23 protein-coding genes are annotated in these 26,741 nt (G+C 69.0%); 11 read left to right on the top strand and 12 right to left on the bottom strand.

The features are described 5' to 3' along the window. Positions 1-49 precede the first annotated feature (49 nt). Positions 50-1,369, bottom strand: coding sequence for an MFS transporter (locus BM362_RS15965; protein WP_093573645.1), 1,320 nt, complete (start codon positions 1,367-1,369; stop codon positions 50-52). A 318-nt stretch (positions 1,370-1,687) separates the two neighbouring features. On the opposite strand from BM362_RS15965, the gene BM362_RS15960 reads away from it, so the two are divergent. Next, a complete protein-coding gene (locus BM362_RS15960; protein WP_093573644.1) occupies positions 1,688-2,737 on the top strand; it encodes an NAD-dependent epimerase/dehydratase family protein in 1,050 nt (349 codons plus the stop codon). Positions 2,738-2,755: 18 nt separating this feature from the next. Here the strand turns inward: BM362_RS15960 and BM362_RS15955 are convergent, their stop codons facing one another. Further along, the gene (locus BM362_RS15955; RefSeq protein WP_093573643.1) at positions 2,756-4,060 is read right to left on the bottom strand and encodes an NsdA family TPR-like regulatory protein; all 1,305 of its coding nucleotides are present in this window, start codon (positions 4,058-4,060) and stop codon (positions 2,756-2,758) included. Between the two features lie 237 nt (positions 4,061-4,297). Between BM362_RS15955 and BM362_RS46840 the strand changes: the two genes are divergently transcribed. From BM362_RS46840 to BM362_RS15935, 6 genes are all read left to right on the top strand, one after another. Beyond that, positions 4,298-5,164 carry a hypothetical protein gene (locus BM362_RS46840; protein WP_143132434.1) on the top strand — a complete coding sequence of 289 codons (867 nt, stop codon included), beginning with the start codon at positions 4,298-4,300 and terminating at the stop codon, positions 5,162-5,164. 151 nt (positions 5,165-5,315) lie between these two features. Further along, entirely contained in the window at positions 5,316-5,708 is a 393-nt protein-coding gene (locus BM362_RS46835; RefSeq protein WP_143132433.1) for a hypothetical protein, read from the top strand. Further along, complete coding sequence (locus tag BM362_RS15950) at positions 5,705-6,184, top strand: hypothetical protein (protein WP_143132432.1); 480 nt, start codon at positions 5,705-5,707, stop codon at positions 6,182-6,184. Before BM362_RS46835 ends, BM362_RS15950 begins: the two co-directional genes overlap by 4 nt. A gap of 692 nt (positions 6,185-6,876) precedes the next feature. Next, positions 6,877-7,158 carry a hypothetical protein gene (locus BM362_RS47465; RefSeq protein ID WP_093573641.1) on the top strand — a complete coding sequence of 94 codons (282 nt, stop codon included), beginning with the start codon at positions 6,877-6,879 and terminating at the stop codon, positions 7,156-7,158. Positions 7,159-7,378: 220 nt separating this feature from the next. Further along, positions 7,379-8,311: a DUF5753 domain-containing protein gene (locus BM362_RS15940; RefSeq protein ID WP_093573640.1), complete on the top strand. Its 933-nt coding sequence runs from the start codon at positions 7,379-7,381 to the stop codon at positions 8,309-8,311. A gap of 97 nt (positions 8,312-8,408) precedes the next feature. Beyond that, a complete protein-coding gene (locus BM362_RS15935; protein ID WP_093573639.1) occupies positions 8,409-9,290 on the top strand; it encodes a Scr1 family TA system antitoxin-like transcriptional regulator in 882 nt (293 codons plus the stop codon). A 295-nt stretch (positions 9,291-9,585) separates the two neighbouring features. Here the strand turns inward: BM362_RS15935 and BM362_RS15930 are convergent, their stop codons facing one another. From BM362_RS15930 to BM362_RS15915, 4 genes are all read right to left on the bottom strand, one after another. Continuing rightward, on the bottom strand, positions 9,586-10,566 hold the full coding sequence (locus BM362_RS15930) for a M23 family metallopeptidase (protein WP_093573638.1): 981 nt from the start codon (positions 10,564-10,566) through the stop codon (positions 9,586-9,588). A 42-nt stretch (positions 10,567-10,608) separates the two neighbouring features. Beyond that, entirely contained in the window at positions 10,609-11,556 is a 948-nt protein-coding gene (locus tag BM362_RS15925) for a replication-relaxation family protein (RefSeq protein WP_093573637.1), read from the bottom strand. A 67-nt stretch (positions 11,557-11,623) separates the two neighbouring features. Further along, the gene (locus tag BM362_RS15920; protein WP_093573636.1) at positions 11,624-13,033 is read right to left on the bottom strand and encodes a type IV secretory system conjugative DNA transfer family protein; all 1,410 of its coding nucleotides are present in this window, start codon (positions 13,031-13,033) and stop codon (positions 11,624-11,626) included. 28 nt (positions 13,034-13,061) lie between these two features. Continuing rightward, on the bottom strand, positions 13,062-14,279 hold the full coding sequence (locus tag BM362_RS15915; RefSeq protein ID WP_093573635.1) for a hypothetical protein: 1,218 nt from the start codon (positions 14,277-14,279) through the stop codon (positions 13,062-13,064). 290 nt (positions 14,280-14,569) lie between these two features. Between BM362_RS15915 and BM362_RS15910 the strand changes: the two genes are divergently transcribed. Next, the gene (locus BM362_RS15910; protein ID WP_093573634.1) at positions 14,570-15,679 is read left to right on the top strand and encodes a DUF3644 domain-containing protein; all 1,110 of its coding nucleotides are present in this window, start codon (positions 14,570-14,572) and stop codon (positions 15,677-15,679) included. 56 nt (positions 15,680-15,735) lie between these two features. Here BM362_RS15910 and BM362_RS15905 read toward each other — a convergent pair whose 3' ends face one another. The 5 genes from BM362_RS15905 to BM362_RS15885 form a co-directional block, all read right to left on the bottom strand. Continuing rightward, positions 15,736-17,613 (bottom strand): VirB4 family type IV secretion system protein, encoded by a 1,878-nt coding sequence (locus BM362_RS15905; RefSeq protein ID WP_107309536.1) that lies wholly within the window; start codon positions 17,611-17,613, stop codon positions 15,736-15,738. A gap of 3 nt (positions 17,614-17,616) precedes the next feature. Further along, positions 17,617-18,612 (bottom strand): PrgI family protein, encoded by a 996-nt coding sequence (locus tag BM362_RS15900; protein WP_208865218.1) that lies wholly within the window; start codon positions 18,610-18,612, stop codon positions 17,617-17,619. After that, the gene (locus tag BM362_RS15895; RefSeq protein ID WP_093573633.1) at positions 18,612-20,708 is read right to left on the bottom strand and encodes a TrbL/VirB6 family protein; all 2,097 of its coding nucleotides are present in this window, start codon (positions 20,706-20,708) and stop codon (positions 18,612-18,614) included. Before BM362_RS15895 ends, BM362_RS15900 begins: the two co-directional genes overlap by 1 nt. A 2-nt stretch (positions 20,709-20,710) precedes the next feature. Further along, entirely contained in the window at positions 20,711-21,082 is a 372-nt protein-coding gene (locus BM362_RS15890) for a pilin (RefSeq protein WP_244287172.1), read from the bottom strand. A gap of 168 nt (positions 21,083-21,250) precedes the next feature. Then, positions 21,251-22,090: a hypothetical protein gene (locus BM362_RS15885; protein ID WP_244287171.1), complete on the bottom strand. Its 840-nt coding sequence runs from the start codon at positions 22,088-22,090 to the stop codon at positions 21,251-21,253. Between the two features lie 1,223 nt (positions 22,091-23,313). On the opposite strand from BM362_RS15885, the gene BM362_RS15880 reads away from it, so the two are divergent. Together BM362_RS15880 and BM362_RS15875 are read left to right on the top strand one after the other, a co-directional pair. Then, positions 23,314-24,012 carry a hypothetical protein gene (locus BM362_RS15880; protein WP_143132430.1) on the top strand — a complete coding sequence of 233 codons (699 nt, stop codon included), beginning with the start codon at positions 23,314-23,316 and terminating at the stop codon, positions 24,010-24,012. Beyond that, positions 24,009-24,338, top strand: a complete 330-nt coding sequence (locus tag BM362_RS15875) for a hypothetical protein (protein WP_093573631.1) — start codon at positions 24,009-24,011, stop codon at positions 24,336-24,338. The genes BM362_RS15880 and BM362_RS15875 overlap by 4 nt, the downstream gene beginning before the upstream one ends. A gap of 239 nt (positions 24,339-24,577) precedes the next feature. Here BM362_RS15875 and BM362_RS15870 read toward each other — a convergent pair whose 3' ends face one another. Continuing rightward, positions 24,578-25,501 (bottom strand): hypothetical protein, encoded by a 924-nt coding sequence (locus BM362_RS15870; protein WP_093573630.1) that lies wholly within the window; start codon positions 25,499-25,501, stop codon positions 24,578-24,580. Positions 25,502-25,852: 351 nt separating this feature from the next. Between BM362_RS15870 and BM362_RS15865 the strand changes: the two genes are divergently transcribed. Next, positions 25,853-26,587 carry a hypothetical protein gene (locus BM362_RS15865; RefSeq protein ID WP_244287170.1) on the top strand — a complete coding sequence of 245 codons (735 nt, stop codon included), beginning with the start codon at positions 25,853-25,855 and terminating at the stop codon, positions 26,585-26,587. The last annotated feature ends 154 nt before the right edge of the window (positions 26,588-26,741 follow it).

Raw genomic sequence — 26,741 nt, 5'->3', positions numbered from 1 at the left:
TACATGCTGCATACTGAACTCGCTTCCGTTCCCACGGGGAGGGCTGCGGCTACACGACTTGTCCCAGGCTCGGCCCTTCCTGCGGCTGGATGTCCCGGGAGGGGGTTTCATGCGCAGCAAGGACTGGTGACGGCGTTCGCGCTCCTGACGCGGGCTCGTCCTCGGCAGATCTCACCTGGCGTGGACGAGCCCCTCTCCAAACGATCGCGGCACCAAGGGCAAGCACAGACGCCATCAGGCCGGACGCTGCCACTGTGGTCACGGGCCCGACCTGGTCAGCCGCAAGGCCGGCGGCGACAATCGCCACCCCTTGCGAGGTTTGTAGGCAGGTGCTCATCCTGCCCATGACAGTCCCGCGCCTGCTGTCCGGCACGATCTCGGCGACGATTCCTTGCAGCCGGATCAGATAAACCGTGGACAGTGCGCCCGAGATCGCCCACAGCACCGCCGACCCGGCCAACCACGGCATCGCGGCTGAGGCCAGCAGAGGAAGACCCGCCGCAACCGCCGGAACCAGCACTCCCCGCGGCGAGTTCACCGGCTCCCCGCGGCTGGCCCACCATCCGCCCAGGACGCTGCCGATGGGATCCGCCGCCATCAGCACGCCGACAGTGAATGATGTCGCGCCAACCGCGCTTGCATACGGCGCGGCAACTCCTTCGGGGACGACCAACAGGCCGACAAGCGAAATCAAGATCACCGGCGCGACAAGCTGCCGACCGATGAGGTAGTCGCGGCTCGCCGCAGACGGGCCTGCTGCCGCCGAGGCGTCCCGAGACGCCGGACGGGCTGCCACGCCGAGCAAAACGCCCAGCGCGCTAAGCAGAAACGTCGCACCGTTGAGCAGCAGAGCTCCTTCGACCTGAATGGCGACGACAAGCAGGCCGCCCAATCCGAAACCGACCACTTGTGCGATCTGAGTGGTGATCTGCCGCAAGCCAAGCCCTGCTTGGTAAAGCCGGTTCGGAAGCACGTCGCGCAGAAGGGACAGTTGTGCGGCTTTGAACGGAGCGCTGGCCAACGTCAACACCCCGACGATGCACCACAACGCAGGCAACGGGAGACCAGGAATCGCCATCGAGATCGCCAAACAGCCCCGGAGCACGTCGCTCACGACGATCACCGTGCGACGCGGATACCGGTCCGCGAGGCCGGACAGGAGGAAACCGCCCAGCACCGCCGGCGCGAAGGTCAACGCATAGCTCAACGCAGTGAGGGACGCCGAGTTCGTGCGACCGTAGACCAGCAACGCCAGGGCAACCCGGGCAAGCTGGTCTCCAGCAACCGACAACGTCTCGGTCACCAACATCGTGCGAAACTCGCGAAACCGCAGAGCCGCCGCGAAGTTTCCGCGCACGCCAGATTGCATGTGCTCGCTCCCTCCCCGGAGCTAGCCAAACCGACCGACGGCTCTCCCGGACCGGCGATCTTGACTTACTAAGGTATGCCGGAGAGTGGCCAGGGAGACACAAACAGCGACAGGTTCACTCGTATGAGGTAGTCCGGGCAAGTGCAGCCGACTGTCATCGGCGCACGCCGACGATCGCGTCAGGCAAGTCAGATTGACCGAGGTCGAGCACTGTCCGCAGGGCAAGTCATCCGGCATTCGCAGCAAGTGTGGCTCACCGAGTGGCGGTGCTCATAGGGCCTGTAGCGCGCCATCCTGGCATCCGCCAGGATGGGCGGCATGGCTCGTTTGCTGGTGCTTGGCGGCTCCTGGTTCCTCGGCCGCACGGTAGTGGAAGATGCTCTCGCCGACGGGTGGGAGGTCACCACCTTCCGCCGCGGGCAATCCGGGACCGATGTCTCCGGTGTCACCCGCATTCGAGGGGATCGCACAAAGCCGGAAGACCTCAATCGACTCGCTGCGGCCGGACCGTGGGATGCCGTCGTGGATACCAGCGGCTTCGTCCCCCGCGAGACTCTCGCCGTCGCCACGGCCCTCGCCCCAGTCGTGGGTCGCTACGTGCTGATCTCCACCGTGTCGGTGTACGAGGGCTGGCCGGTCGAACCGCTCACGGAGAACTCGGCCGTGCTGGAGTGCCCCAGCGATGCCGGACCCGACTTCGGCTACGACGGCGATCCCGGCCCCTCAACCTACGGCTTCGGCAAGGCCGGATGCGAACGCGCCATCGCCGAGGTCTTTGGCCCCGACCGCACCGTGCTGTTGCGGCCCGGCGTGATCCTCGGGCCGTACGAGTACGTCGGGCGGCTTCCCTGGTGGCTGCACCGAGTTGCGCGCGGCGGCAGGGTGCTCGCACCGGGCCAGCCCAGCAGGAGCGTCCAACCTGTCGATGTTCGCGACGTGTCCGCCTTCGCGCTGCACACCGCGAAGGCGGACGGGCCAGCCGGCACCTTCAACGTAACCGCCAGCGGACGGGAAACGATGTCCGACTTCCTGACCGCCTGCCAGCGCGTGACCGAATCGGATGCAACCTTCACCTGGATCACCGACGAGGACTGGCTCGTCGCCCAGGGCGTCGCGCAGTGGACCGAACTGCCGCTCTGGCGCACCTACCGTGGCGCTTGGGCCGTCGACTCCGCGAAGGCTCGTGAGGCGGGCTTGACTACTCGACCGCTGTTCGACACCGCGACCGCGACCTGGGCATGGCTGCGCAGCGGCACAGGCACCGTTGACCACGAGCGTGCCAGCGAACAAGGCATCGATCCGGACAAAGAGCGCACGATCCTCGATGCGTGGGACGCACGCGAACGCAGCCGCGACGACGCCAGGTAGGCCCCAGCTCGGTGTCCGCTAGTTCCCGGAAGGCAAGGCCGGACGGGCAGTCATGCGGGCAAGGCTCGCGGCGGTGAAGTCCTCGATGTCCTCGCCGATATGCGCGGCCTCGATCGCGCCGCGGTAACGAGTCTGACCGAGCATGCGACCAAGGGCGGACAGCCGTTGTGTGATGGCTTCGGTCCGCCGAGCTGGCTCAAGCGCGAACACCGGCACCAGTGCGTCCTGGGCACCCGCGAGATTGCCATGCAACGTCCGAGCTGTAGCAAGGTCTACCTGCGCACCCAGCGCACCCGCACCCCACCGCCGTTCCTTGGGCATCTGACCGAACAACGCGATCGCGCGGCTGGCTTCGGTTTCAGCACGCCGACCGTCGCCAAGCGCGACGTAGACAGCGCCACCGCACAATGCCGCGCGCGAACGGTCGAAGGCCAGCTCGCCGCCGACCTCGTCCAGGAAGCGGTCATCGCCCGCGCGATCAAGCTCGATCGTCGCCGCGTCAAGCGCGGACTGTGCCTCGTCGCGAGCGCCGCTTAGAGCAAGAGCGCGTGCGTGAACACTATGCAGCCGGGCACTGGCCGTCCCTGCCGGAGCGTCCTCCAAGGCTCCCTCCGCAATGCCCACAGCGCGACGCGGGCGGCACCACAAGGCCACGGTGACCTGCAACGCACGTGCCCACGCGCGCAACGACGGGTGATCGATGATGCTGCCGTAGGTGTAGGCCGCGCGCGCCTGTTCTTCGGCGACGTCGGCATTTCCGAGATCCCACGACACTGAGGACAGCAGTCCGCATACTTGCCCTGCGAGCAGGTACAGCTCCGCTTGCTGACGGGGCTTGTGCGTCCGGTCGAGCTGCTTATAGATCATGTCCCTTTGCTGCAATAAGTCGGTCAGCATTGTCAGGGGCGGCGTCACGTAGTAGTCACGGGCTGCTTGTCCGGCTGCTGCGTGCAGCTGTTCCAGCGCGGATGGGTCAATTGCCGAGGACGACTCGATAGCGTGCTCGGACGATTCGCGAGCGGCGTTCACCATCAGTTCCTGTTCGCTCCGTGGGGACATGCGGTGCGAGGCGACCTCTGCCTTCGGCGGACCGAGCAGCTCTTCCGTTGGCTCGTCGAACCAGTACTCCAGTACTCGGCGGGATTCCGCGCGCGGGCTGCCGGGATCACCTCGCAACCACCGCTTCGCCGAACGCTCCGAGGTGTGCGCACGAATCCCAGCATCGTTCGCGCGCTCGGAGAACTGGTCTACGAAATCGATCAGCGACAGATTCCGAGTGAACAGCAGTTGCTCCAGCCGCGTACGCGGCGATCGATCGGCCATCCCGTGTGCCTCCTCTCCATCCACCGTAGCTAGCAACCATCGCTCGCGCGCGCGTCGAGCGCCAGTGGCCCCGAATCGGCCGCAAGTGGCCTCCGTTTGGCCCGGAGCGGCCGGAGGGCCCGACTTGGCCTCAGACCAGCCGCAAATGGCCCCAGTTTGGCCTCCACATGCGCCCCAGCTTCATCCGATGGTCATTACCAGCACGAACGCGACCCGGACGTCCGGAAGGAGGCTGGCATGCAGGCATTGGCTCACGTACTCAACGACTCGGCCGACAGCCTTCGCTCAGGCGACGCTGCGCAGCGTTGGGATTGCCGGGGCGCTCGTACTCCTTCGGCACGTCCCATCTGGGTGACCTGCCAGGACAACGGGCTGGATCATCTGGTCAACGACGACGATATGGGCAGGGCGATTTCTTCGGACCAGGCACTCGGCTTCCACGCGCTTTGCGGTCGATCTGTGGTTCCCGCACCGATGATCTGCCCTCCATTTCCACAGTGCCGCGGGTGCCTGACCCGACGGGATTGCGAGCAGCGCAGCTGGCGGCGGTTGCAGATGACCTCTGCCGCGCACGGGGCCGCGCGGCACCGCGCGCCCGGCATCATGCGCAGGATTTCGGAGAGCATTCACTGCCACCTGGCCGGCTCCTCGCTTGTGGGGCGGCACGCCGCAGACTCCGAACGAAACAGTCAGGTCTTGCGCGCAGGGTCGGAGTGCGGTTTCCTCCGGCCTCGCCGCGTACCAGCATCGGCTTCGCCGAAAATCGAGTGTCTGATTGAAAAACAGGCGGAGTTCGACGGACACGCAACTTCTGTCATCAGAAACGGGTCCGTCGCCGACCCGCGTGAATTCCGCGGCAACGGTCATGACCATCGCTGGCAGCGCACCGCGTGGTGTGCAGGTGTGGTGCCAGTGGCGCGCGGTGAAAGCAGGGTTGATCGCCTGCCGGGCAAGAGCGCTCCTTGCCATCGTGCGTTTCTTCGGGCGCAGACGAGCGCACGGCATGAATTCTCCCAATTCGCCGTCAGTTCGCGTCCGCAGGGGGCCGCGCGGTCCGCAGTTTCTCCCACCGTGCGGCCCCCGCACAGCATGGAAGAGGTTTGACCATGGCTTGCGTCGAGAAGTTCGCCGCCGGTAACCGGTTTCTCCGGTACGTCGATGTCCGTCGTGCCCGGGAATCCGCACATGGAACGAAGCCGCGCAGTGACCCCCATTTTGACCTCGGTCCGACTCTGACCGTTGGAGCTAGTCCGTCATGACTAACGATGTCGATTACCATGCGCTCGCCGTGTCGGCGGCGATCTTGTTGCTGCCCATCATCTCGACCGTGGTATCCATCGGCGGGGCGGCGTGGATCATGCGCCGCACAGTCCAGCGGATTCACGCGTTGCGTGACGATGCCCAGCGCTGGCGTGACGAGACGTATGCCTTGTGGCAAGAGGTGATCGCGGACACCGCCGTCCAATCCAAACGATCAGATGAACCGGAAAGACCTCTTGCGGTGCACAACCGGACGATCGGCGAAACATCGGAACGGCCCGGTCGGGATGCTGCGCGCCATCGCATTACCGGGCCGGTGACTCCGCAATGGCCGGGTCGTGACCTGGACGCCCAGGACCGCTTGACATACAAGGGAAAACGCGCGTGATTCCGGACGGGATTCAACCGAACCACGCTGGAACCGGGCTGGACGCGTCCGCCGGAAGTCCGGCACTCGTGGAATTGGCCAGCCTCGGCGCGGATAGTGAACGGATGATGATCATGGCCGACGTGGATGCGGTGACAAGCCTCGCTCGTGATCAGTTCGGGCCCGGAGTGGCTGCGATGGACGAAACCGCGGCTCTCGACGAGGACGAAGTCGACCTTGCACTGATGCGTACCCGACGTAGGCGAGGGGAGCCCGTCCCTGAGGCAGCGTTGGAAGCGGCCGCCCGTTACGTGGATCGCCACTACCCGAAGGGCCGGATCCCGGAGCAGCTCATCCAGGACTTTCCGTCACAGGTCAGATGCATACATTGCCAGGAATTGAACCAGTCGAACGAAACAGAATGCCGCGACTGCGGGGCCACAATCCGTCTCCACTGGACCGCCGGCCGCGACAACGAAACCCTTGGTGGGGCGTGATGACCGGGCGCGGCATCGACCCCACCCACCCTCTGCGCGACGCACCCGACCCGGCGAACCCGCATCGCAGCCGTACCGCCCCGGCTGCATCGCCGGATGCGAACGCAGACGAGCGCCGACTCGGCGGCGCTCCACACCCTGCCGCCGCGCCGGGTGGCGGCAGGGTCCCCCGGCCCCAGCGAACGACCGGACGGCTCCGTCCGCCGCGCCGGGGGACCGCGAGCACGGGCGGCTACGCGGATCGCGCAGCCCGGGACGCCGAGGAACGCGAGCGATACGAGCTAGTGGTCGCGGCTGCGAACGGTCTGCGCGACCCGGCCGCTCGGGCGCAACTGATTCTGCTCGTGGGTGTAGCAGGCCGCACCGACATTTCCGACGAGGTCCGCGGTCGAGAGACCGCTGCGGCGTACACGAAACTGCTCGCGCTGCTCAAGGACAACCCAGTCGCCGCGACGAGACCCCGACCTCAGTCGTGGCGGCTGGGCGCCAACCGGGGAGGCGGCCCAAATGGCCGCTGTTGAGGTCAAACGGTCTCGCAACGCGCTGATGCTGGCCCAATGGAGGCCGGCGTGCCGTTCACCGATCCGACTCCTGATCAAGAACGACGTGAGAATCCGCCCGCACGGCGGCCAGAACGCCGCCGAGATCTCGTCCCTGCTGACTCCCGGCACCGCGAGAAACAGTGACCTTCGATGTCGACCACGATCACAGGAACACCTGTCACCGAGACCACCGACGGCACCACCGCCACCACCTGGTCCGCCTCGTACGGCGGCGTCACCGTGCGGCACAGCGCCGACCACCGGCTGATGGGCCACGCTCTTCCTCTGTACGCACTCGCCTACGCCACGCCGACCTCCACCCGGGTCGACCTTCGCGACAGACACGACCGGACGGTGGCATCCGCGATGATCGGGCGACCAGATCCGCAGGATGCCATGACACGAGAGACGGCCGACGCGAACCACAGCTGATTCACGGCGTCCTGGCTGCGGGGCGTGCGTCGTGGCTGGGATTCGACGTCATCCGGACTTCTCTCGGCTGCACCCCAACAGGCGCAAGGATCTTAGTTATTTCAAATTTAATCTAGCTGCAGAATTTGGCGTTCAGCCAGCACTGGAGTCGGCCGGGAGCCATCGAAGATTCCAATGGAAGACTGATCAAAAAGGAATTTCTGAACCTCAGAGGCAAGGCATGGACGAGACCAAGTACGAAAATGAGCCCAACGGCGAAGGCGGTGCAGCACAGCCCTTCACGACCGTGCTCGGCGCGGTCCTGCGCACCACCCGCGTCAAGAACGGGTCCGGCTTGCGCGAGGTGGGTCGCGCGATCGACAAGCACCCGGCGATTGTGTCGAATTGGGAGCTCGGCTCCCGGACACCGCTGTCCGAAGACGTGGCCGGCGTCCTCGGTGCCCTCAACGTCGTGGGCGAAGACAAGACGCGAATCCGTAATCTCGCGGCCGTCACCACTCCGGGCGTCGTCGTCACCGGTCGCCAGGATGTTCCTCACTACTTGGCGACTCTTATCGACTGCGAAGCCCAAGCCGCACAGGTAACGGTCTGGGAGCCCCTTCTCGTTCCCGAGCTTCTGTGGGAGGAGGACTACGCCCGGGAAACCCTCCTCGCCGTCGGGCACGCCCCGGAGCGCGCAGCCCGGCTCGCCGATCTGCAGACCGACAGGCGTCATCTCCGGGAACAACCATTGCCGATCACCGCTTACCTCGGCGAAACCGCCCTCACCAGCAGGGCCGCCTCGGACCAGGCCATGTGCTCGCAGCTGCGCAGCCTCGCGCAGCTCAACACGAGCGCAGACGAGCAGGTCACCGTCCGGGTTGTGCCCTTCAGCAAGATCACCCTGCACCCCGGGCTGGCCAGCCCTTGGGCGATCTACAGCATGGAAAAGCGCGCCATCGTCTACCTCGGCCATGTCGAATCCGGAACATTCGTGGACGACCAAGACCGCCACTACAGCCGTGCTGCGGACCAGCTCGCCAACAAAGCCCTCAGTAAGGAGGAATCGACGAAGGCGCTGCTGAGCTTCGCTGCGAAGCACGCCCTCAACCAACTCGAAGACAGGGACGGACCGCCACTCGCCTCCTCTCTCGCCGAATGGACTCGGCGGTGATGCGGCTGTTGCGTCCGGCTCACACGGGCGCGAATGGGGCAGCTTCTCCGTTGCGGACGAGCACCGGCTGTTCGTCGGCCACGCGCGAGGGCGACGAGTGAAGTCGATCCGCCCTCTCATCCGGACTGTTCTGCTCGGCCTCGAACTGCGGGCGGCTCGCGGCAACAAGTGGAGAGGCAGAGAACTGGCCCGCAGAATCGGCGTGAATCCAGCGTTGCTGCACAACTGGGAACGCGGAGAGCGCACCCCGCCGCTGGTCGATGTCGCCTGCATTGTGGGCGCGCTCGGCATCGTCGGCGAGCGCAAGGACAGGATCCTGGAACTGGCGCGGCTCGCCGACACGGACTCGATTCTTCTCGGCCGCCGCAGCCAGCCGTACCACGTCGCGACCGCAGCCGTGTGTGCGCGGGCGGCTGCAGAGATCGTGGACTGGCACCCGACGCTCATGCCGGACATTCTGCAAACACCGAGTTACTCCTGTGCCGTCGCCAAGCACGTCCTGCCGGAACGAGCGACGGACTCCGATCTGCATGCACGTTTCGATGAAACCACCGAATACCTGAAGAAAATCCGCGTCAGCGCCTATGTCGGCGAATACGCGCTCGCGTGCCACGTTGGCGACCCGGACGTCGACGTCGTCATGAGGCAACTCCACCACTTGATCAAACTCCAACGACAATCCCGCGACATCACCGTTCGGATCGTGCCCGCGGACGCCAATGCCCACTTAGGACACACGGGTGCGTTCACGACCTTCCGAATCCGCAACGCCGAGCATCTGATTGTCCATCGATCCCACGGATACAGCGGCTCGTTCGCGCTCGACGAAGACGGTTTCTATGCCGATGCCGACAGTCAGCTCGGCAAGGTGGCCCGCACCGCCGAGGACTCTGCAAATCTCATCATCCGCCGTATCAACCAGCTTCACTTGGCGATGCCTAACGGGCACCGCACCAGGCCCGGCAACTACCGGGCATGATCTCTTGAGTGCAGATGCCGGAATGCATCCCACCACGTTGCGTGACGGGGTGCGCCCGGCGACTGGTATGTCAGCGGCGGCGTCAATCATGTTGGCGGTACGACGATCCTGGTCTGAGGACGCCGCTTCCTCGCGGTGGTCAGATTCGGGTGTCAGAGATCATCAGGTTGGCTGACGGGCGGCTGCCTGTTGTCGGAGCCGAGATCTTGGTCGACGGCGAACATGACCAGTCGTCTCCGCGTTTGGTGCATCGGGACCGCCTGTGTCCGTTGGACGTCACCGGCTAGCGGCGACGCTACGGGCCGCACAGCGGAGGCGCGTGCTGCTGCCGGTAAAAAGCGACCGGGTCAGTGGGCTGGCCGCCGGGCTCGACTTGGAAGTGCAGGTGCGGGCCGGTGGATTCGCCGCGGTTGCCGACTTCGGCGATCGGTTGTCCGGCTTGGACGGTCTGGCCGACGGCGACGAGGTTGCGGTTGTTGTGCCCGTAGGTGGTGATCACGCCGCCGGCGTGTTGGATCCGGACCCACAGGCCGTAGCCGTTGGCCGGGCCGGAGGAGACGACCCGGCCGGTGCTGGCGGCGACGATCGGGGTGCCGACGGGTGCCGCGATGTCCTGTCCTCGGTGGAATTCCCCGCCTCGCGGGCCGAAGCCCGAGCTGCACCGCCCGCGGGTCGGAACGACCCAGCCGGCCGTGGCAGAGGGCGGCGTGGCCGGGGTGCAGGACACTCCGGTGAGCGCGGCGGCTATCTGCCTGGCTTCTTGCTCGTGCTGGGCGTATCGCTCGGGGAACCCGGAGCGTTGCACGGCTTGGGCGGCCGGGGCGAGCCCCGTCTGCTGCCAGTTCGGCAACGCGAGCAGGTGCCGGTAAAACTGGGTGGCGGCGTAGGCGGGGTCGAGGATCTGTGCGCGGGTTCCCCATCCCATCGAGGGTCGTTGCTGGAACAGGCCGAGCGAGTCGCGGTCTCCGTAGTCGAGGTTGCGGAGCCGGGATTCGGTGATCGCGGTCGCGATCGCGATCACCTGGCCGTATTCGGGCACGCCTTGTTGTCTGCCGACGGCGACGATCGTTGCGGCGTTGGCGATCTGGTCGGTGTCGTATCCGGCCACGGTTCCGGTCGGGGCACCGGTGGCGGTGCAGGCGAGCGCGCCGCTTGCACCGCCGTCGCCGCTGGTGCCGTCCGTGCCGAGGACCGCGCCGAGGCTGGCGGAGAGGACCAGGACCGGCGCGAGGGTCACGCATCCCGCGGTGATCGCGAGTTTGACGGTCGCTTTCACCGGATTCCTCTCTTCCTCAGCGGGGATGGGCGGCGAGGGGTGCTAGCGCGCGGGATCTCGGGTTCGCGCGAGATCGGCCAGGCGTTGCCGTCGTCCGCTGTGGAGGGGCAGCCAGGCCGGTCCGGCGGGGTTGTGCAGTGCGTCGGCGTGGGTGGTGGCGATGTGCCAGCCGACGTCGCCGAAGCCCAGGCCGGGGCCGGTCGGGTCGGCGGCGGTGAGGCGGTCGCGGAGGTTGGCTTCGCGGGCGGGCGAGGGCAGGCCGAACAGGACCCAGAAGCCGTAGTGTTGCTGGGTTGTGCGGGCTGGTCGTGGCCCGCCTGCGCGGGCGAGTTCGGCGTATCCGTCGAGTTTCTGGGTGACGCGGGTGAGGGGTTCGGTGCCGGTGTCGTGCTCGTAGCAGCCGACGAGCTGGTCGCCGTGTTCGCGGTAGACGATGAGCGCGTCGGGGCGCGCGAGTCCGCCGCAGTCGGCGGCGGCGGAGCGTTCGCCGTGCCACAGCCGGACTTCGGCGTCGTCGCTGCGGCGGGTGTGCGCGGTCAGGGCGGCGAGGACGCCGTTGATGCCCAGCAGGTGAGCGAGACGCGGGTCGGTGGCTAGGCGCAGCACTTGGTCGCGGACGGTGTTCGGGCGGGGCGGGGTCTTGCCCCGCGCGGCGGCGAGGACGCCGTGGCCGGCGACGCCGAGGGTGTAGCGCCATCCGGTCAGGGCACCGTCGCCGCGAGGGAGACGGAACCGGTCGAGCACGTGCCAGTGCCACAGGCTGAGCAGCCGTCGTTGCGCCCGATTGAGACTCGGGTACGGCAGCAGATCCGCGACCTGGGCGCTGGTGAGCACGCGGTGCTCGCCGAGCAGGTGCAACAGGTCCCGGTCGCGTTCGGTCAGCCGCGAGGCCAGTTCGACCGGGTCGGCTGTCTTTCCTCGGGGACGGTGACGCCGGACCCTTCCAGTGTTCGCCGCGGCGAGGTCGCTCTCGTTCTTGTTGCCGGGCATGGGAAACGTGCCTCCGATCGTGAAGCGCGGACAGGGATTCGGTAGGCCTATGGCGAGCCGGTGCGGGTCAGTCGAATTCGTCCGGCCCGGAGTCCGGGTCGGTGGCGGGTGCGCGGGTGGCGAACATGCGGCGGCTGCGGTCGCGATCGCGGATCGCGCGGTCGATGCCGTGGGCACGCGCTGCGGCGCGCAGCTCGTCGGCGCGGCCGTCGATGACCGGTGGCGGCGGCAGGGTCCTCATGGTGAATCCGGCGGTGTCGCGGTTGTCGATCGACAGCCGCACCGCGGCCTGATACGGGGCGAGGCGGGCGAGGTCGCTCGCGTCGAGGTGCGGGCCGACGTGCGCGGCGAGGTGCCGGGCGTCGTCGGGGCTCACCCCGAAGAAGGACTTGTTGCGGGCGTTGGCGTCCAGGGCTGTGGCGAGTTCGGGGGTGAGCTGGCCGAGGTGCTGGTGCGCGAGGACCCATCCGAGGTGGTAGCCGCGGGATTCGGCCAGTGCGTCGCCGAGCGGGGTGGGCAGGTGGAGGAAGTTCTGCGCTTCGTCGATCATGACGGTCGCGTCGGCGCGATCGTGCTCGGGCTGGTGCGAGCGTCCGATCGCGGCCTGCCAGAGGGAGGCCACCAGCAGCGACCCGACCAGCCGTGCCAGGTCTTCGCCCAGTTCGCCTTTGGGCAGCCGCGCGAGGAGGATCCCGCCGTCGAGGATGTCGGCGGGCACGAAGCTGGACGTGGCGGTGCCGAACAGGTCCGCGACGAACCGGCGAGCGGTGACCGCCCGGAGTTTGGACAGCACCGGTCCGGCTTGCGCAGCCGCGGCCGAGGGAGTGAGCCGGTCGTAGGAGGTCCAGAATCCGCCGATGCCGACCGGGTCCTCTCGCTTGATCCGGCCGGTCACTTCGTGCCGATAGCGGGCGTTGGTCAGCAGCAGCGGGATGTCCGCCAGGGTCGAGCCGGGGCGCTGGGCGAGGGTGAACGCCGCGGCGCGCAGGGTGTCTTCCACCCGGGGTCCCCAGGAGGCGGAGTAGATGCGGTGCAAGGTGGACACCAGGTGCTCGGCGACGATTTCGCCGCCGAGCCCGGCCGGGTCGAGCACGTTGAGCGCTGGCGGGGCCTGGGTTTCGTCGGGGTCGATGAGCACGAGCCGCTCGCCGGATTCTCGCGGCATCCGGTCGAGCAGGTCGCGGATGAGGTCGCCGCGCGGCTCGATGACCGCGACGCCGCGGCCAGCCTCGATGTCGGCGAGAGCCAAGTGCAGCAGGAGGGTCGACTTGCCTTTGCCGGTGGCACCGGCCAGGTGGAGATGGGTGCGGGCGTCGGCGACAGGCAGCACGACTCGGCGCGCCGGCCCGGCGTCGGTGACGCCGAGCTGTTTCGGCGTTCGCCGTCGCGGGTCGTTCGCCGGGCGGAGCACGAGCCGGCCCGGGGTTGCGGAATCGGGTTCGCGCCGGGCAGCTGACGGGTTCTTGTTCGCGGGCAACGAAATCCCTTTCTTCCCGGCACCCGCGTCAGAGGCGCCGGGTGGCGTCGATCGGCGCGGGAACGCTGCGGGCTTGGCCGCTGGAGAGTGCGTCGGTCCGGGGCGGCAGGTGCGCCAGTGCCGCCAGTTCCGCGGCTGAGAGCAGCGCGCCGCGCCGCATCCGCCGTGATTCGACCGCCGCGCGCGGCCTCGGCAGGCGGTGGCGCGCGAGGGCGTTGCGTCCGGCCAGGAGAGCAAAGGCACCGAACAACGAGTCGGCCAGGCCGCGAACCCGGGCAACAGCTTTCGGGCCGCTGGCAGTGGTAGCCGCGTAGTAGCGCAGCCCGACTTCCCACTGCGGCTGAAGCTTTTTCGCCCGGATCTTGCGCAGTTCCTCGGTCTGCTGCGGGTCCAGTCGCCGAACCGGACGGTCCCCGGCGCCGTGGGTGGCGGCGGTGGATTTGCTGCCGGTGACGATCTCCATCAGCTCCCGGACGAGGACCGACACGAACCCGGCTACTGCTGAGCGGCGACCCGGGCGTCCGGAGTGCAGCCTGTCCACGGTGCGGCGGTAGCGGCGCAACCGTCGGCCGACCGCGGGCCGCGCCAGGATCTGCACGACCGCGGATTCGCCGTCGGCCAGCTGCCCGGCCACGGCCTCCAATGCCCGCAACGGATCCGCAGCGTCGTCGCGGGGATCGGGTACCTGCAACGGCAGATGCTCGGGGCGTTCGGGGCGCACGGTGCCGCCGGTGACCACCAGGCCCGTCCTCTGTGAAAGCCCCTCAGCCGCGGGGTTTCCGCGTGTGTCGCGGTCGGCCCGGTCCAGGACGAGGGTTCCGGGCCAGGCCGCGCGCAGGGCGGCGTCGATCCGGCTGGTCGGTATCGGTGCGGGCAACCACATGCAGACGGCAAGATCCTCGCCCGCGCTCAGGTGGTATTCGACGGTCAGGTGCGGCAGCCCGGCGACGAGACGTTTCCAGCGCGGCGGGGCCAAACCCGGCAGGTCCCACCACAACCGGCGCGCCCCGGCCAGCGCCGCGGCAGGATCCAGCCCGGCTGGCGGCAGCACGGCCACCAGCCGGGCGCCCTCGTACCAACGCCGCCGCGCCGATCGCCGGAACCGCACCACCGCCGTGACGGCGAGTGCCGCGAGAACGGCGACCCCGATCACCCACACGCGATGCTGGGCGATCCAGGCCGAGGCACAGTCCCGGACCGCGGCCAGCTTGGCGAGCAGGGCGGGGTCGGGGAGGGAGGCGAGCATGGTCGGTGCTGTATTCATGGTTCGAGGCCGTCCTCGTCGTCGGCCGGAATCCTCGTCGGGACCCCGGCGTCGTTGGTGACAGTCGCCGCAGAAAACGCGGACTGGGGTTTGGTCGAACTGCACACGGGTTCGGCGCAGGCGGCAAAGCTAGGATGTGGGTCGGAGCGTCGCCCAGAGCCGCGGGTATTTGCCGTTCCACGAATCTGGAGTGACCGAACCGCAATCAAAACCGCTGTATCACTCTGCCGCGTTCGCCGATTACCAGATGTGGTCGACGCGTGGAGGCAACTATGAAGCTCAAGCAAGATGTTCGAGTGCTGCGGGGCAAAGCGCTCGCGTCGCTCACCAGCGCCGTCGAAGCGTTCAACTCTCCGCACGACCTCGGCCGCATCAGCCGCGTGCTGCTGCAGTTGCAGCATGCCTTCGAGATGCTGCTGAAGGCTGCGCTGGTACATGGCGGGACGAAGGTGTTCGACCCGTCCACCGGCCGATCGATCGGTTTCGACAAGTGCGTGCGGCTCGCCGCTGGCGACCCGCACCTCAAACTGAGCGACGCAGACGCTGGAACATTGCGAGCCATCGACGCCATGCGTGACGACGAACAGCACTGGTTCAACCATGTATCGGAACAACTGCTCTACCTGCATGCCCGAGCAGCCATAACGCTGTTCGACGAGATCCTGCAACGAGTTTTCGATGAACGGCTGGCCAACCACTTGCCGACGAGGGTGCTGCCGGTCTCGGTCGACCCTCCGCGCGATCTGGCGCTGATCGTCGACGAGGAGTACAGCCAGATCGCGGCGCTGCTCAAACCCGGTCGCCGCGCTGGACACGAAGCTCGCGCTCGCATCCGCACGTTGCTTGCGATGGAGGCACACGTCGCCGAGGACGTCCGGGTCTCCGACCGCGACGTGTCTCGCGTCGAACGCGGTATCCGCCACGCGGAACCGCTGGACCGCGTCTTTCCTCGGCTCAATGACGTCGCGACGACCGTAGACGGTGCCGGTGTCTCCCTGACTGTCCACTTCACGCAGAAGCGCGGAGCCCCGGTGCGCTTCGTCGCGGACGAATCTGTTCCCGCAGCAGCAATTCGCGAAGTCGACCTGCAACGGAAATTTCATCGATCGCCCACCGAACTGGCCAAGGCGCTTGGCCTCACGATTCCGGTGAGCAAAGCGCTTCGCGAGCATCTCGGTATCGACGACGATGAGACGTGCCACCACTGGTTCAACTTCGGATCGCAGTGGCACCTTCGGTTTTCCGACAAAGCCTTTACGAAGATGCGAGACGAAGTCGGCGAGCTCGACCTCGATCTGCTCTGGGAAGCGCATAAGCCCTTGGGGCGCGCCAAGTCCCGCCCGCCCTGCACCATCGTTGGCTGCATGGCGACAGCCGCCTGAACAGGCGTCGATCAACCGTGCCGCAGAGGTAGGTGGACTCACACACGCGTGCACGCTCATTCAAGATTCTCCCGACCGGGGTCCACGTCCGGATCTTCAATTCCGGCCAGGAATTCCGGGTCTGTGGTGATGAGTTCGTCTTCCTCGTCGGAGGCGAGCGCGTGAAAAGCCACCCGGTACAGGCCCGCGATCAGCAGTGCTTCGCCGATCCCGGCGGCCAGCAGGTAGGCGCGTTCCCCGTCGGAGAGGCGGAACGCGTCGGCGATGGCGTCGATGGCTTGTGTCGCCTGTCGCATGAGGACTTGCGTCGCTGCGTTGGACACGATCGCGGTGCCCAGATCGGTGGAGAGCACGTCCCCGGCGTCTTGGGACACGAACGCGAGGCCGGCCCAGTACTTGCGGGCGGTTTTGGCGAGCCGGTAGAGGAATCTCGCCGCTTCGGGCTGGCGCATCAGCAGCCAGGCTTCGTCCACGATCACCAGCCGCCGGCGCCGGTGGTGCGGGTCGAGCACGCGCCGCCACACGGCGTCCAGGGCGATCAGGGTGCCCACCGATTTCAGTTCGTCGGGCAGGTCCCGCAGCGAGATCGCGACCAGGTGCCCGTCCGGCGCGGTGGTGGTGGGCCCGTCGAACAGGCCGGAGAACGATCCCGACACATACGGAGTCAGGCGCGCGGCCAGATCGGCCCCGGCAGGGTCCCCGCCGTCGGTGCTGTCGGCGACGAGCGCGGCTTCGAGGTCGGCCAGCACCGGGGCGGGCCTGGACCAGGTGCGCCGGTCGGCGGTGATGCCGACCGAGGCGTAGGCGGCGGTGACGGCCCGGTCGAGCACCGCGGCCTCCTGCGGCGTCAACGACTCGCCGAACATCACCGCGAGCAGAGTGTGAATGAACAGCGACCGCCGGGTCAGCGCGTCCGGGATCTTCTGCGCGCCCGGGGGAAGGTCGAACGGGTTTAGCCGCACGCCCGGTGCGCCGAGATGCAGATAGGCGCCGCCGACGGCCTCGGCGAGCCGCTGGTACTCGTCTTCGGGGTCGATGACGAACACCTGCACCGGAACCTCGCCCTCCGGCGCCGGCCGGTGCGGGTCCGGGTAGAGCGAGCGCAGCGCTTCGAGTTTGGTGAAGTACGACTTGCCCGCGCCGCTGGTCGCGAGGACGACGGAGTTGTAGTTGTCCTGGCTCCAGCGGTCGAACAGCACCAGCCCGTGGGAGCTGGCGTTGCCCCCGTACAGCCGGCCGGTCAACGGCGCGTGCGGAGACGGGTCCGCGGTCGGCAGATCCGGTGACGTGAAGGGGAAACTGGCGGCCAGTGCAGGGGTGTCGAGGGTGCGGCGCATCCCGAGCAAGTCGACGCCGAGCGGCAGGGTGGAGGTCCAGCCCTGCACCGACCGCCACGACGCGGGCTGGGCGTCCAGCAGCAGGCTTGCGGCGAGCGACCGGACCTCGGAGACCTCGGCGTCGAGGTCCTCCTCGGTCGCCGCGTGCACGGTGAGGTAGAGCCCGACGCGGAAGAGTTTCGACTCGCCGCGGGCCAGGGCGAAGGCCATGTCGGCGGCGTCGGCCGCGGCGGCCTCGGTCTCCGGGTCGTCCAGCTTGCCCTTCTCCGCCGACGAGTTGCGTGCGGACTCCAGGCGGCCTTGCTGCTTGCGGAGCCGTTTCGCGGCGACGGCGGGGCTGATCGGGTCGATGTGCAGCGCGACGTCCAGGCGGCCGGGATAGGACAGCAGCGGTTCCAGCCAGCCCGCTCCGACCTCGGCCGGATAGCCGGTGACCGCGAGGGTGGCGGCATAGCCGTCGCCGACACGCAGCCACCGCGGCCCGACTTCGACCGCGTCCGGCCCGGCCACAGCGGCGCCGCTTCCGGGCGAGGAATGTGCGGAGCGGCTGCCGACGAGACGGCGGGCTCCGCGCCGGAGGAGTTCGATCGTGTTCATCGCTCAGACCTCCGGATCCTCGTCGGCGCCCGGCCTGTGCAGGGCGGGCTGTGCGGTGACGACGCCGGAGGCGGTGCCGGCGCGGGTCGCGGACGGGTCGCCGTTGGGGTCGGCGGCGGCGCTGAGCACCGCGTGCGCCGCCGCGCCGTCGAGCGGGGCGACGACGACTTCGCAGCCGCGCAGCGCACGCGCCGCTTCATGCGCCCGGCGAGCCACGGCCAGTGCTGCGCTCACGTCCCGGCCCCGCGGTCCGGCGGCCGGTTGGCGGAACACGACGGTGACGTGGCGGCGCAGCAGGTCCCGGCTGGACGCCAGCTCGCGCAGAAACTCCACGTGCCCGCAGCACGCCTGCTCCAGCGCGGGGTGCGGGAGCCCGCCGGCCTCGTCGGCGAGCGCGTCGAGGTAGGGCTCCAGGTCGAGGCGCTCGGCGCGGACCACGATCTGCACCGGGCCCGAGAGCGAGTGCAGCCACCGGGAAAACCCGGCGATGAGGCTGTTCTGCTCGCCGGCGCTGCGCAGCCCGAAGTTGACCGTGGAACACGCCGCGGCGTGCGCGGTGCCCTGCTGGCCGAGGTCGATCGCGCCCCCGGCCGAGATCGCTTCCGCCGGGAGCCGCAGCGGCGCCGGGAGCGGCCCGGCGTCCGCCGCGACCCACGCGGGCGCGCCCGGCACCGAGTCGCCGCGCACGCTGTCAGCGGGCACCAGGCGCTGGGGGCTCCGCTGTTGTTTGAGCGCGGCGAGCAGCCAGGCGTCGAGCGTGAGGCCGTCACGGCGCATGGTCACCAGCGCGAACGCGGCCCCGCCGACCGGGATCGCGACCGCGGCGAACACCACCGGAGGCACGAACGCGTGGGTGAGCTGGTAGCCGCCCCACAGCAGCAGCGCGGTGACACCGAGGATCGCGGCCTGCCGGGCGGTCAACCCGAACAGGATCTTGTCGGGCTTCTCCACGTCGGCGGGCACGCGCGCCGACAACGGGACCTCCTCGTCACCGCGCATCAGCGGCCACCCCCTTTCTTCGGATTCCGTTGCTTCGGCGTCGCCGCCCCGGAACGGGGCGCGGCCGGCTGCTGTCGCTTCGGCGCACCGCCCGTAGCGCGGCGTGCCGGGTTGCTGCGGTCCGCAGCGCGCTGCGGAGACGGACTGGCACCCGGTGCCTGCAGCGGCGGAGCGGTTGCCGTCGTACGGCGCGCGGCCGTGCTGGCGGCACGGGACGGCGCGCGCGGCGTGGCCCGGTCCCGTGCCTGGCTCGCGGTCGCCGGCCGAGCCGTCTTTGCTGCGGTCGACGTCCGGGCGTCGGCCGCGGTCGGAGGCGGACCGGAACGACGCCGCGGGTCGGGCGATCCCCAGCGGGTGGACTCGATCGGCGGCGCCACGGTCGCTGCGGTCGGCGTGCTCGACATCCGTGCGGGCACGAACGCGCCGGAGGCGGGAGTGAACCCGCCGTCGCTCCACGGCTGCCGGCGCTCGCGCGCGGCGGTGCGCGCGTCGCGTGCCATGCGCGCGGGCGCGGCCCACGCCCGGCTGGCCCGTTCCCGTGCCGCGCGCGCAGCGCCCCGGGCCACCCGCTGTGCTCCGGGCCCGAACGCGGTTCCGCGACGGCGGGATGCACCACGCGCGGGGCCTGGACTTCCGGCCGACCGGCTGCCGCCCGGCCGGGCAGAAGCACCGGCATTGTTCCTGCGGCGCCGGCCTGTGCCGCGAGCGCCGACGGCACCCGCACCCTTGCCGATGCCGAGCATCCCCAGTCCCTTGGCGATGGCCGCGTACTTCACGATTGACCCGATCGCCGACCGTCCGCCGAGGCCCACGTGCTGCATCACCCAGGACGGGATCTTGATCAGGATGAACAGCAGCACGACCGAGATGACGAGGTTCATCAACCCGCCCGACACGCCGAGCAGCTGTGTAGCGCCGGGGCCCGTTGTGCCCTGGACGAAGAACACCTTGACGAACACGACCAGCGTGACCGCCTGCAGCACCTGGATCCCCAGCACTCCGAACAGGCCGCGCCACCAGAGCTTGGCGATGCCCTCGGTGTAGGGCGAGGCGTGGCACACGAGCGCGAGCGGCCCGGCCACGACGACGATGACGGTGATCGTCAGCCGCACCACGTACAGCGCGAGCAGGACGACCGCCAGGATCAGCACGACGAGCGCGACCAGGATCATGAAGATCCCGCCCTTGTCCAACTGGCGGTGGATCTCGTCCTTCACCCCGGTCGTGATCCCGCCGGACCCGTCGCCGGCCAGGATCCCCGTCGCGATCCCGTTGACCGTGGTGATCGCCAAACCGATCAGCGACAGCGACGCGTTGACCGCGATGAACCCGACCACGATCCGCGGCAGCGTCTCCTTGAGAGCGACCCGGGTCTGCAGCGTCTCGTGCGACGCGACCACGATCCCGCCGACGACCACGAACAACACGAACAGCGAGTTCGCGACCCAGCGCGTGATGTCCCACAACTGGCTGATCTGCGCGTTGCCCGCAAGATCCGGGGTCGTCATCGAGGTCCGGCCGACCAGGTCGAGCACCGGGTCCATCGCCGACGTGACCAGGCCGGTGAACCACTTGTCGATCGCCTGCCCGGCCTTGCACACCACGTCGAGCCAGCCGCAATCGGTCGAGTCCGCCTGTGGCTGCGGCCCCTGCTGCGGCGCTGGCGGCGCGGGTGCCACCGGGTGGCCGGGGTCGACCTGGATCGGCGGCGGCTGCACCGGGCTCGACGGCGCGGGAGCCGGCGGGTTCCAGGGCTGCGGCGGCTGCCCCGGTTTCGGCAACGGCGGCAACTCGCTCGGCCAGCCCTGGTCCGGGTTCGTCGGCAACGGCATCGGCGGCTGCCCCGAGCCCGGCACTGCTGCCGGAGGGGGTGCGGGCGTGGCCTTCGGCACAGTCGGGAACCGGATCTCCGGCCCGGGAGCGGACCCCGTGGGCAACGGCATCGGTTGCGCCTGCGCGTGCCCGGCCGAGGCGCCCAGCAGCGCGACGACGAACGAGCACACCAGCCCCGCCAGGACGGCGACGCGCAGCCGGGCGGCGAATCGCAGTGCCTGAGGCACGAACGGGCGGGCGGGCCGCGGCGAGCAGCTCGTCATCCTCAGCCCACCACGCTCTTGAGGACCTCGACGAGAACCGGCGCGAGCATCGCCAGGCCGTACCCGATGGCGGCGTTGCGCAGACTTTTCTTCGCCCGCTCGACCTCGCTCGCATCGCCGTCCGCGGCGAGGTAGCGCACAGCGCCGATGGTCAGGAACAGCGTCGCCAGACCGACCAGCAGACCGATCAGGATGCCGCGCAGGTTGTCGATGACCTGAGCCAGCGACCCGGGCGGTGCGGCGACGACGATCGCGTCGGCCGCCGCTGGCGCCGCTGCAGCGAGCAACAGGGCACCGGCGACGCCGAGGACGGCAACGGCACGCAACCGCCGTACGGACGCGACGCGCCGAGGGCGCGGTGGTCGCAGAGACATCCAGGATCCTTCCCGAGGACACCGGCGGCGGGCGGGCGAAGTGGATGCGAGGGCGACCAGGGACCCGGCCACGGACTCCGCGGATCGCCGCGCCGGGCGCGGCCGGCGGCGGGCGATCGCGGAGACGCGTGCGTGTCCGGTGCTCGACCTGGTTCCCCTCACACCGCTCTAAAGCGCGGGGCGGGCCGACTTTTTGCAGACGGGATTCGATTTCTTTTCCGGACGCGACGCGCCGAGCCAGGAAATGAGCGCGGACTCGGCCTTTTCCCGTGCGCGAAACACCCGGAAATACGATTCGCCCAATGCTTCCGCAGCCTCGTGAACGCGCATTCCGTCCAGCCGTGTCGAGGCGATCAGCGACGCTTCGGCCGCGGTCAGCACGCCCTCGCGCACCGCCGCGGCGAGCACCAGATCCTCGTGGCCGCGCACCGGCGGGCGCGGCTCGCACGACTCCCGCAAGGGCGCGGTGCGGGCCGCGTGGTCCCGCTCCGCCGCACGCAGTTTCGCGCCGGCGCGCTGGGCCGCCCACACGAGCCGCGCGGCCAGCACACCGGCGTCCGGATCGATCTGCTTCAGCCGGGCGGTGAATCCCGTCAGCAGCTCGGCGTCGATGTCGTCGACGTCTCCGAGGTAGCCGGCGGCCAGCTCTCCGGCGGCCTTGCGCAACCCGGGCAGCGCGACCCCGACGGCGCCGACGACCCACGCGGGATCACCGGTCTGCGCGGCCGTCACCAGCTCCCGCCACGCCGCTTCCCGCGCGGCCCCGGACGTCGCCCGGTCCAGCAGGACGTCACGCAGTTCGATCAACGGCACGCGTCGGCGCGGCAGCCCGAGCCCTATCCGCGCACAGTCCAACGCGAGCGGCTCCGGGCCGGTGCACAACAGACGAAACGCTGCTTCCGCGGTGTTCAGCACCGAGCCGGTGTGGACAGACTCGGTGCCGGTGCGCGGGCGGTTGCGGCGGCGAAACGGTTCTCCGCGGTCGGCGCGCGGATTCATAGGTGGCATCGCAGGACTCCCCGGGTGCGAGCGACCCGCGCCAGACGTCGGCGCGGATCGGACAGGTCGATTGACGCCGTCCATCCCGCCGAACACCGCTTGCCGAAACCTTCCCGGCCGACCGTGAAACCCGGGCTGCAAGGAAACCGCCAGGAACCGCCCCACCCGCCCGCCGCAGACGACCGGACAGCCTCGCATGTGTCATGACCTGCTATGCAGGGGATCCGCAAGGATGAATCGCGCGGTCGTGCAGCCGGGCGGCACCTCTACGAGAAAGTCGCGGCCGAGCCAGCGACCGCGCGCTTGCCGCCTGCTTGCTCTCGGCTAAACGCGGTATCCAAGCCGGTGCCGTCACGGATCGCGCGCTGCCGGAATTCACACGTCCGATCCGGCTCGCCAAGCACTGCGGGCAGGGAGTCTCCACAGTGTTCGCGGCGGAGTGGCAGAGTCGGGCGATCTCATGCGGTGAGAAGCACGAGCGCCTGGCTCGCAACAGCGCACTCAGCGATGCCCCCGCCGGTCACAGCGGCGCAACTCTCCCGTGACGGAGCCCAAACACGCATCGAACCAGCCCGCGTTCCCGAGCCGAATTCTGCGCGGGCAGACGTCACGCCGACGTCGGAGGTTGCGCGCCGGCGCTCGCCCTGGGGACGCGCGGCTCGGCGGAAGCGCAGGCGAAGGCACGTGAGACCGGTCGCTCGCCACGTCAGTACAGGGCACCGGAATACGGTGCTCCAGCAACATGCACGCCCGAACCATCCGCCATCGCGAGGAGCTATCGGGCAACCCGGACCGCGGGGCCCGAGTGCAGCGACCACAAGGGTGCACGGCGGCGAGGCACAGCGTCTCCGAGCGGCACGAGGGCTGGACGCCAACGACGTCGGGTCAACCTTCGCCAACCCCATCGGGTTGCCTCGGGACATGGGCAACCCCGCCCTTTGGACGCGCCTCGGTCAGCGCCCCCGCTCAAGCCGGAGGCTCGGCCTCGACAAAGGAACCGGGACGTTTGCGCGCGGGCGAGACACAGGCTGCCTGACCTTCGAGCGGGACGAACTCGGCTGCAAAATCCGGTGCAGAACCGCGCTTTAGAGCAGTGTCAGAACTCGTCGCAGCGAATTGCGAGGACACTCACCATGGGCATTGGCCCTGCAACGCCGGAATCTTCCTCGGGAATCGAAGAGCAATCTGAAGCGCGAGCAGGGAAAGCCGCATCCGGGCCGCTGGGAATCTGGTTGTGCCCGCCTGCTCCCGCCGACGAACACGGCCTTCCGCCGTTGATCGAGGGCGTCACCCGCAGCCTCGTGACCCAGGCCGTGACTTCCCTCTCCGCACCCGGCGACACCGTCGTCGTGACCGGCCCGGACGCCGCCCGTATCGCCGCAGTCGCCGACAGCGCGGGCCGCCGAGTCCTCTGCATCGGCCCCGAGACCATCACCGCCGAAGGCCGCCGCACTCGCGTCGGCGGCGGTGCGCGCACGCCCGAGGACGGCTCGGTGGACCTTCTGCTCGCCGCCGAACTGCCCGCACCGTGGATCGACGCCGACGGTCAGCCTTACCAGTCCTGGGCGCGGTGGCTGGCACCGGGCGGAGTGCTCGCGGTCGCCCTCCACGACGAGGCCGGAAGGGCGCGGTTCACCGACCATGCGGGTGCAGTAGCCGCTGCGGCGACCAACGCCGGAATGCGCTACGCCCGGCACGTCATCGTCACGCTCGCCCCCGTCGAGCGCGACCGACTTCTCCGGTCGTGTCCGCCGGCCTCGGTCACCTTGCCGACCGAGTCAGTGCACGCCAGCAAGCGCACCGACCTGCTGATCTTCCGGAACGACTCCGGGGCCGCCTCGATGCACGCGGACCGTTCCGCTGAGCAGCGCGCACCGGAGCCGATTCCGCGGACGCGCCGCGAGCGCTCTCCGGCGACCGAGGCGCGATGACCGGCCACTCCGCCGGACGCTTCGCAGCCACTGCCAACCGGGGGCACGCCCGGCGAAGCAGCGGCGAAGGCACTCCCATCGATCACGACACAACCACCACCGCCGACGAATCAGAGCCCGAGACGATCGAGCCTGAATCGGCCGCGCGGGAAACCTACGCCGAGCAACAAGCGCGACTGGATGACGAAGCGGTCGACCGGTGGGCCGCGATCGTGGTGGACTGGCCGCCGATGACCCCGGAACAAATCCGCGCCCTCGCAGTGATCCTCAACCGGATCGAGGCCCGCCAGGAACGACAACGGGCTCAACGACAGCAGAGCAGCTGATCGCGATACAGACAACGGTGGCTCATCGTCCATGGGACAGTGAGCCACCGTTCGTCTGTTGCGGGATCCGCCGCTCACGATTCCCTGCCCGCGCACCGCCGACCGATATCCCGCCCGGTTGGTTCGCGTCGCCCCCTAACCCGTCCGCAACCCGGCGCGGCCGTGAGCCGATGAAGCCCTACATCGCGGCGGGCCGCCACCAGATCTGCCGCGTACTCGATGGGATGTCGGAGGACGGTTCACGCACGCGGGCCGGATCCGTTGTCCTCGCGCCAGGTGGTGAGCGACCAGGGGCCGTCGATCCACAACTGGACTTCGGTGACGGGAGCGCTCGGCGCGGGCCAGAGCTTCCAGTGTCCGTAGCCGAGCCATCGGTCGCCGGGGCGCACCTGGGCGAAGGCGCCGGGGTTTCTCGACCGCACGACGACGCGCAGACGCCGTCGTTCGCCCGCGTGGTCGAGGTAGTCCTCGTGCTCGTCGCGCAGCTGGTGGGTGTTGCGAGAGTGGGCGGTGCCGACGTCCCGGACGATGCCGTGCAGCGCGAGCGGATGCCGTGCCGCAGGTCCGTGTCCGAGATAGCCGGCGATCGCGACGGCCTCGTTCGCGCCGCGGCAGAATTCGTTCCAGCGCAGCGTCCTGCCTGCGTATCGGGCGCGGAACCGGCTGCTCGCGTCGGGGTCGTCGTCGAACTCGCGCAGGAGACGCACGATGCCGGCGGCGGTGCTCAGCGCCGGGACGAGCCTGTACGGGGAGGCGGTCACGGCGAGCCGGGCCGTGGGTTTGCCGGGCTTGCTGGGCGGCAGCGGGTCAGGCGGTTCGATCGTGTCGGGGTCCGGGAGCCGCAGCTCGTAATCCTCGCCGTCTTTGACCAGAGTGCCGCGGCTGTCGCGGATGAGGTTCTCGGCGCGGTTCTTGAAGTCGTAGGGGCAGCCCGGGTCGTGCTCCCCGTTGGGGGGAAGGCGGTACAACGCCGTCACCTGGGTCGTTCCGCCCCGGGGCGTACGGCGAGGATGGGTCGACACTGCGATCACGGCTACAGCGCATCCGCCACAGCGCAGCGGCTTGAACGCCTCGAACGGAGGCGGCGTCGCGTCGATCGCCGCCCGCCCGTACAGCCGGTCGCGGCTGTCCCGCGCCGCCGGAATTCCTACCCGCTCAGCCATGGCCCCCTCGGCACCGACTCGCCAGTACACACCGATATTACCTGAGGCCAAGCCCGTCACCTGCGCGTTCATCGCCACGATCGAACGCCGCGGAGCCCGAGCCCGGACTCGTGCCAGGCTTGTTCGCCTAGGATCTCGGGCATGATGCGGTCGGCATGGATCAAGTGGGCTCGCGGTGTCGAGCACCAGGCGGTTCTTGCTCGTGAAGGGCGAGAGTTCGATTACGGCCAGGCGTATGCATACAGCCGGACCGACAACGCGCGAGCCGCCTCTGACCCGTTGCTGAGTGCGCAGTGGCGGTTGAAGATCTTGAAGCCCTTCCCGGAGCGCTGGGGCGTCTTGGCCGGGGATGTGCTGACGAACCTGCGCGCGGCGCTGGACCACACGTTCTGGACCGCGGTGATGGCTCATTCCGGCCCGCCGCCGAACCCTCACCTGGTCACTTTCCCGCTGGCAACGGAGAACAGCAAGAACTTCAAGGGAAAAGCGAAAGACCTTCGGCCTCTCGTCGCGCCGGAGTTCTGGGACCTGGTGGAGGCCTGCCAGCCCTTCCAGGCCGAGCAGCCCCAGGACATGCCCCTGGAGTGGCTGCGGTGGCTGTCGAACGCGGACAAGCACCGCGCGGTCCGGGTCATCGGTCAGATGGCGTTCGATGCCGGACCGATCGTCTTCACCGAGGGCGAGCCGTTCGAGATCGTTGACGAGAAACGGTTCACCGGCCCGGTCGAAGACAACGCCGTGGTCGCCCGCGTGAAAATCAAGCGCCCGGTCGGTGCCCGGACGATCACGCTGCGCCCGACCTTCGCGTACTCGCCGGCGCTCCAGGTCGGCGAAGACGCCGAGTTGATCGTGCCCCTGCATGTCGTGATGGAAGAGATGACCCAGGACGTTCTCGTCGTGATCAGCAACGCGACGACCGTTCTGGGCGAAGAACTCCCCGACCCGGCCGGTCTCGAAGTCGGCACGGAGCATGCCTCGGTCGCGGCCGAGAACAGCGGGGTGTCCTGGTTTTTCCGCGATTACGATGGAACCAGTCACCGCATGGACGTGCCAGCAGGCGAGGCCCAGACCGGCTCGCAGGAGTGATCGAGAAGGCGGGCGAGTGCGTCGGCGAGATCGCCGTGCAGCGATTTCGCGGCTGACCGCTGACGGCCGCGGGCGCGGATGCTGCGCGGCGTGAATGGGCGTGAGCACGTCGGGGTGCCGATAACAGAAGCTGCGATCGACGCCCGCCGCGCGA

It is taken from the genome of Amycolatopsis rubida, from assembly GCF_900115345.1.
Classification (GTDB): Bacteria; Actinomycetota; Actinomycetes; order Mycobacteriales; family Pseudonocardiaceae; genus Amycolatopsis; species Amycolatopsis rubida.
The sequence above is the reverse complement of the archived record's forward strand: the minus strand, read 5'-3'. Positions and strand labels throughout refer to the sequence as shown.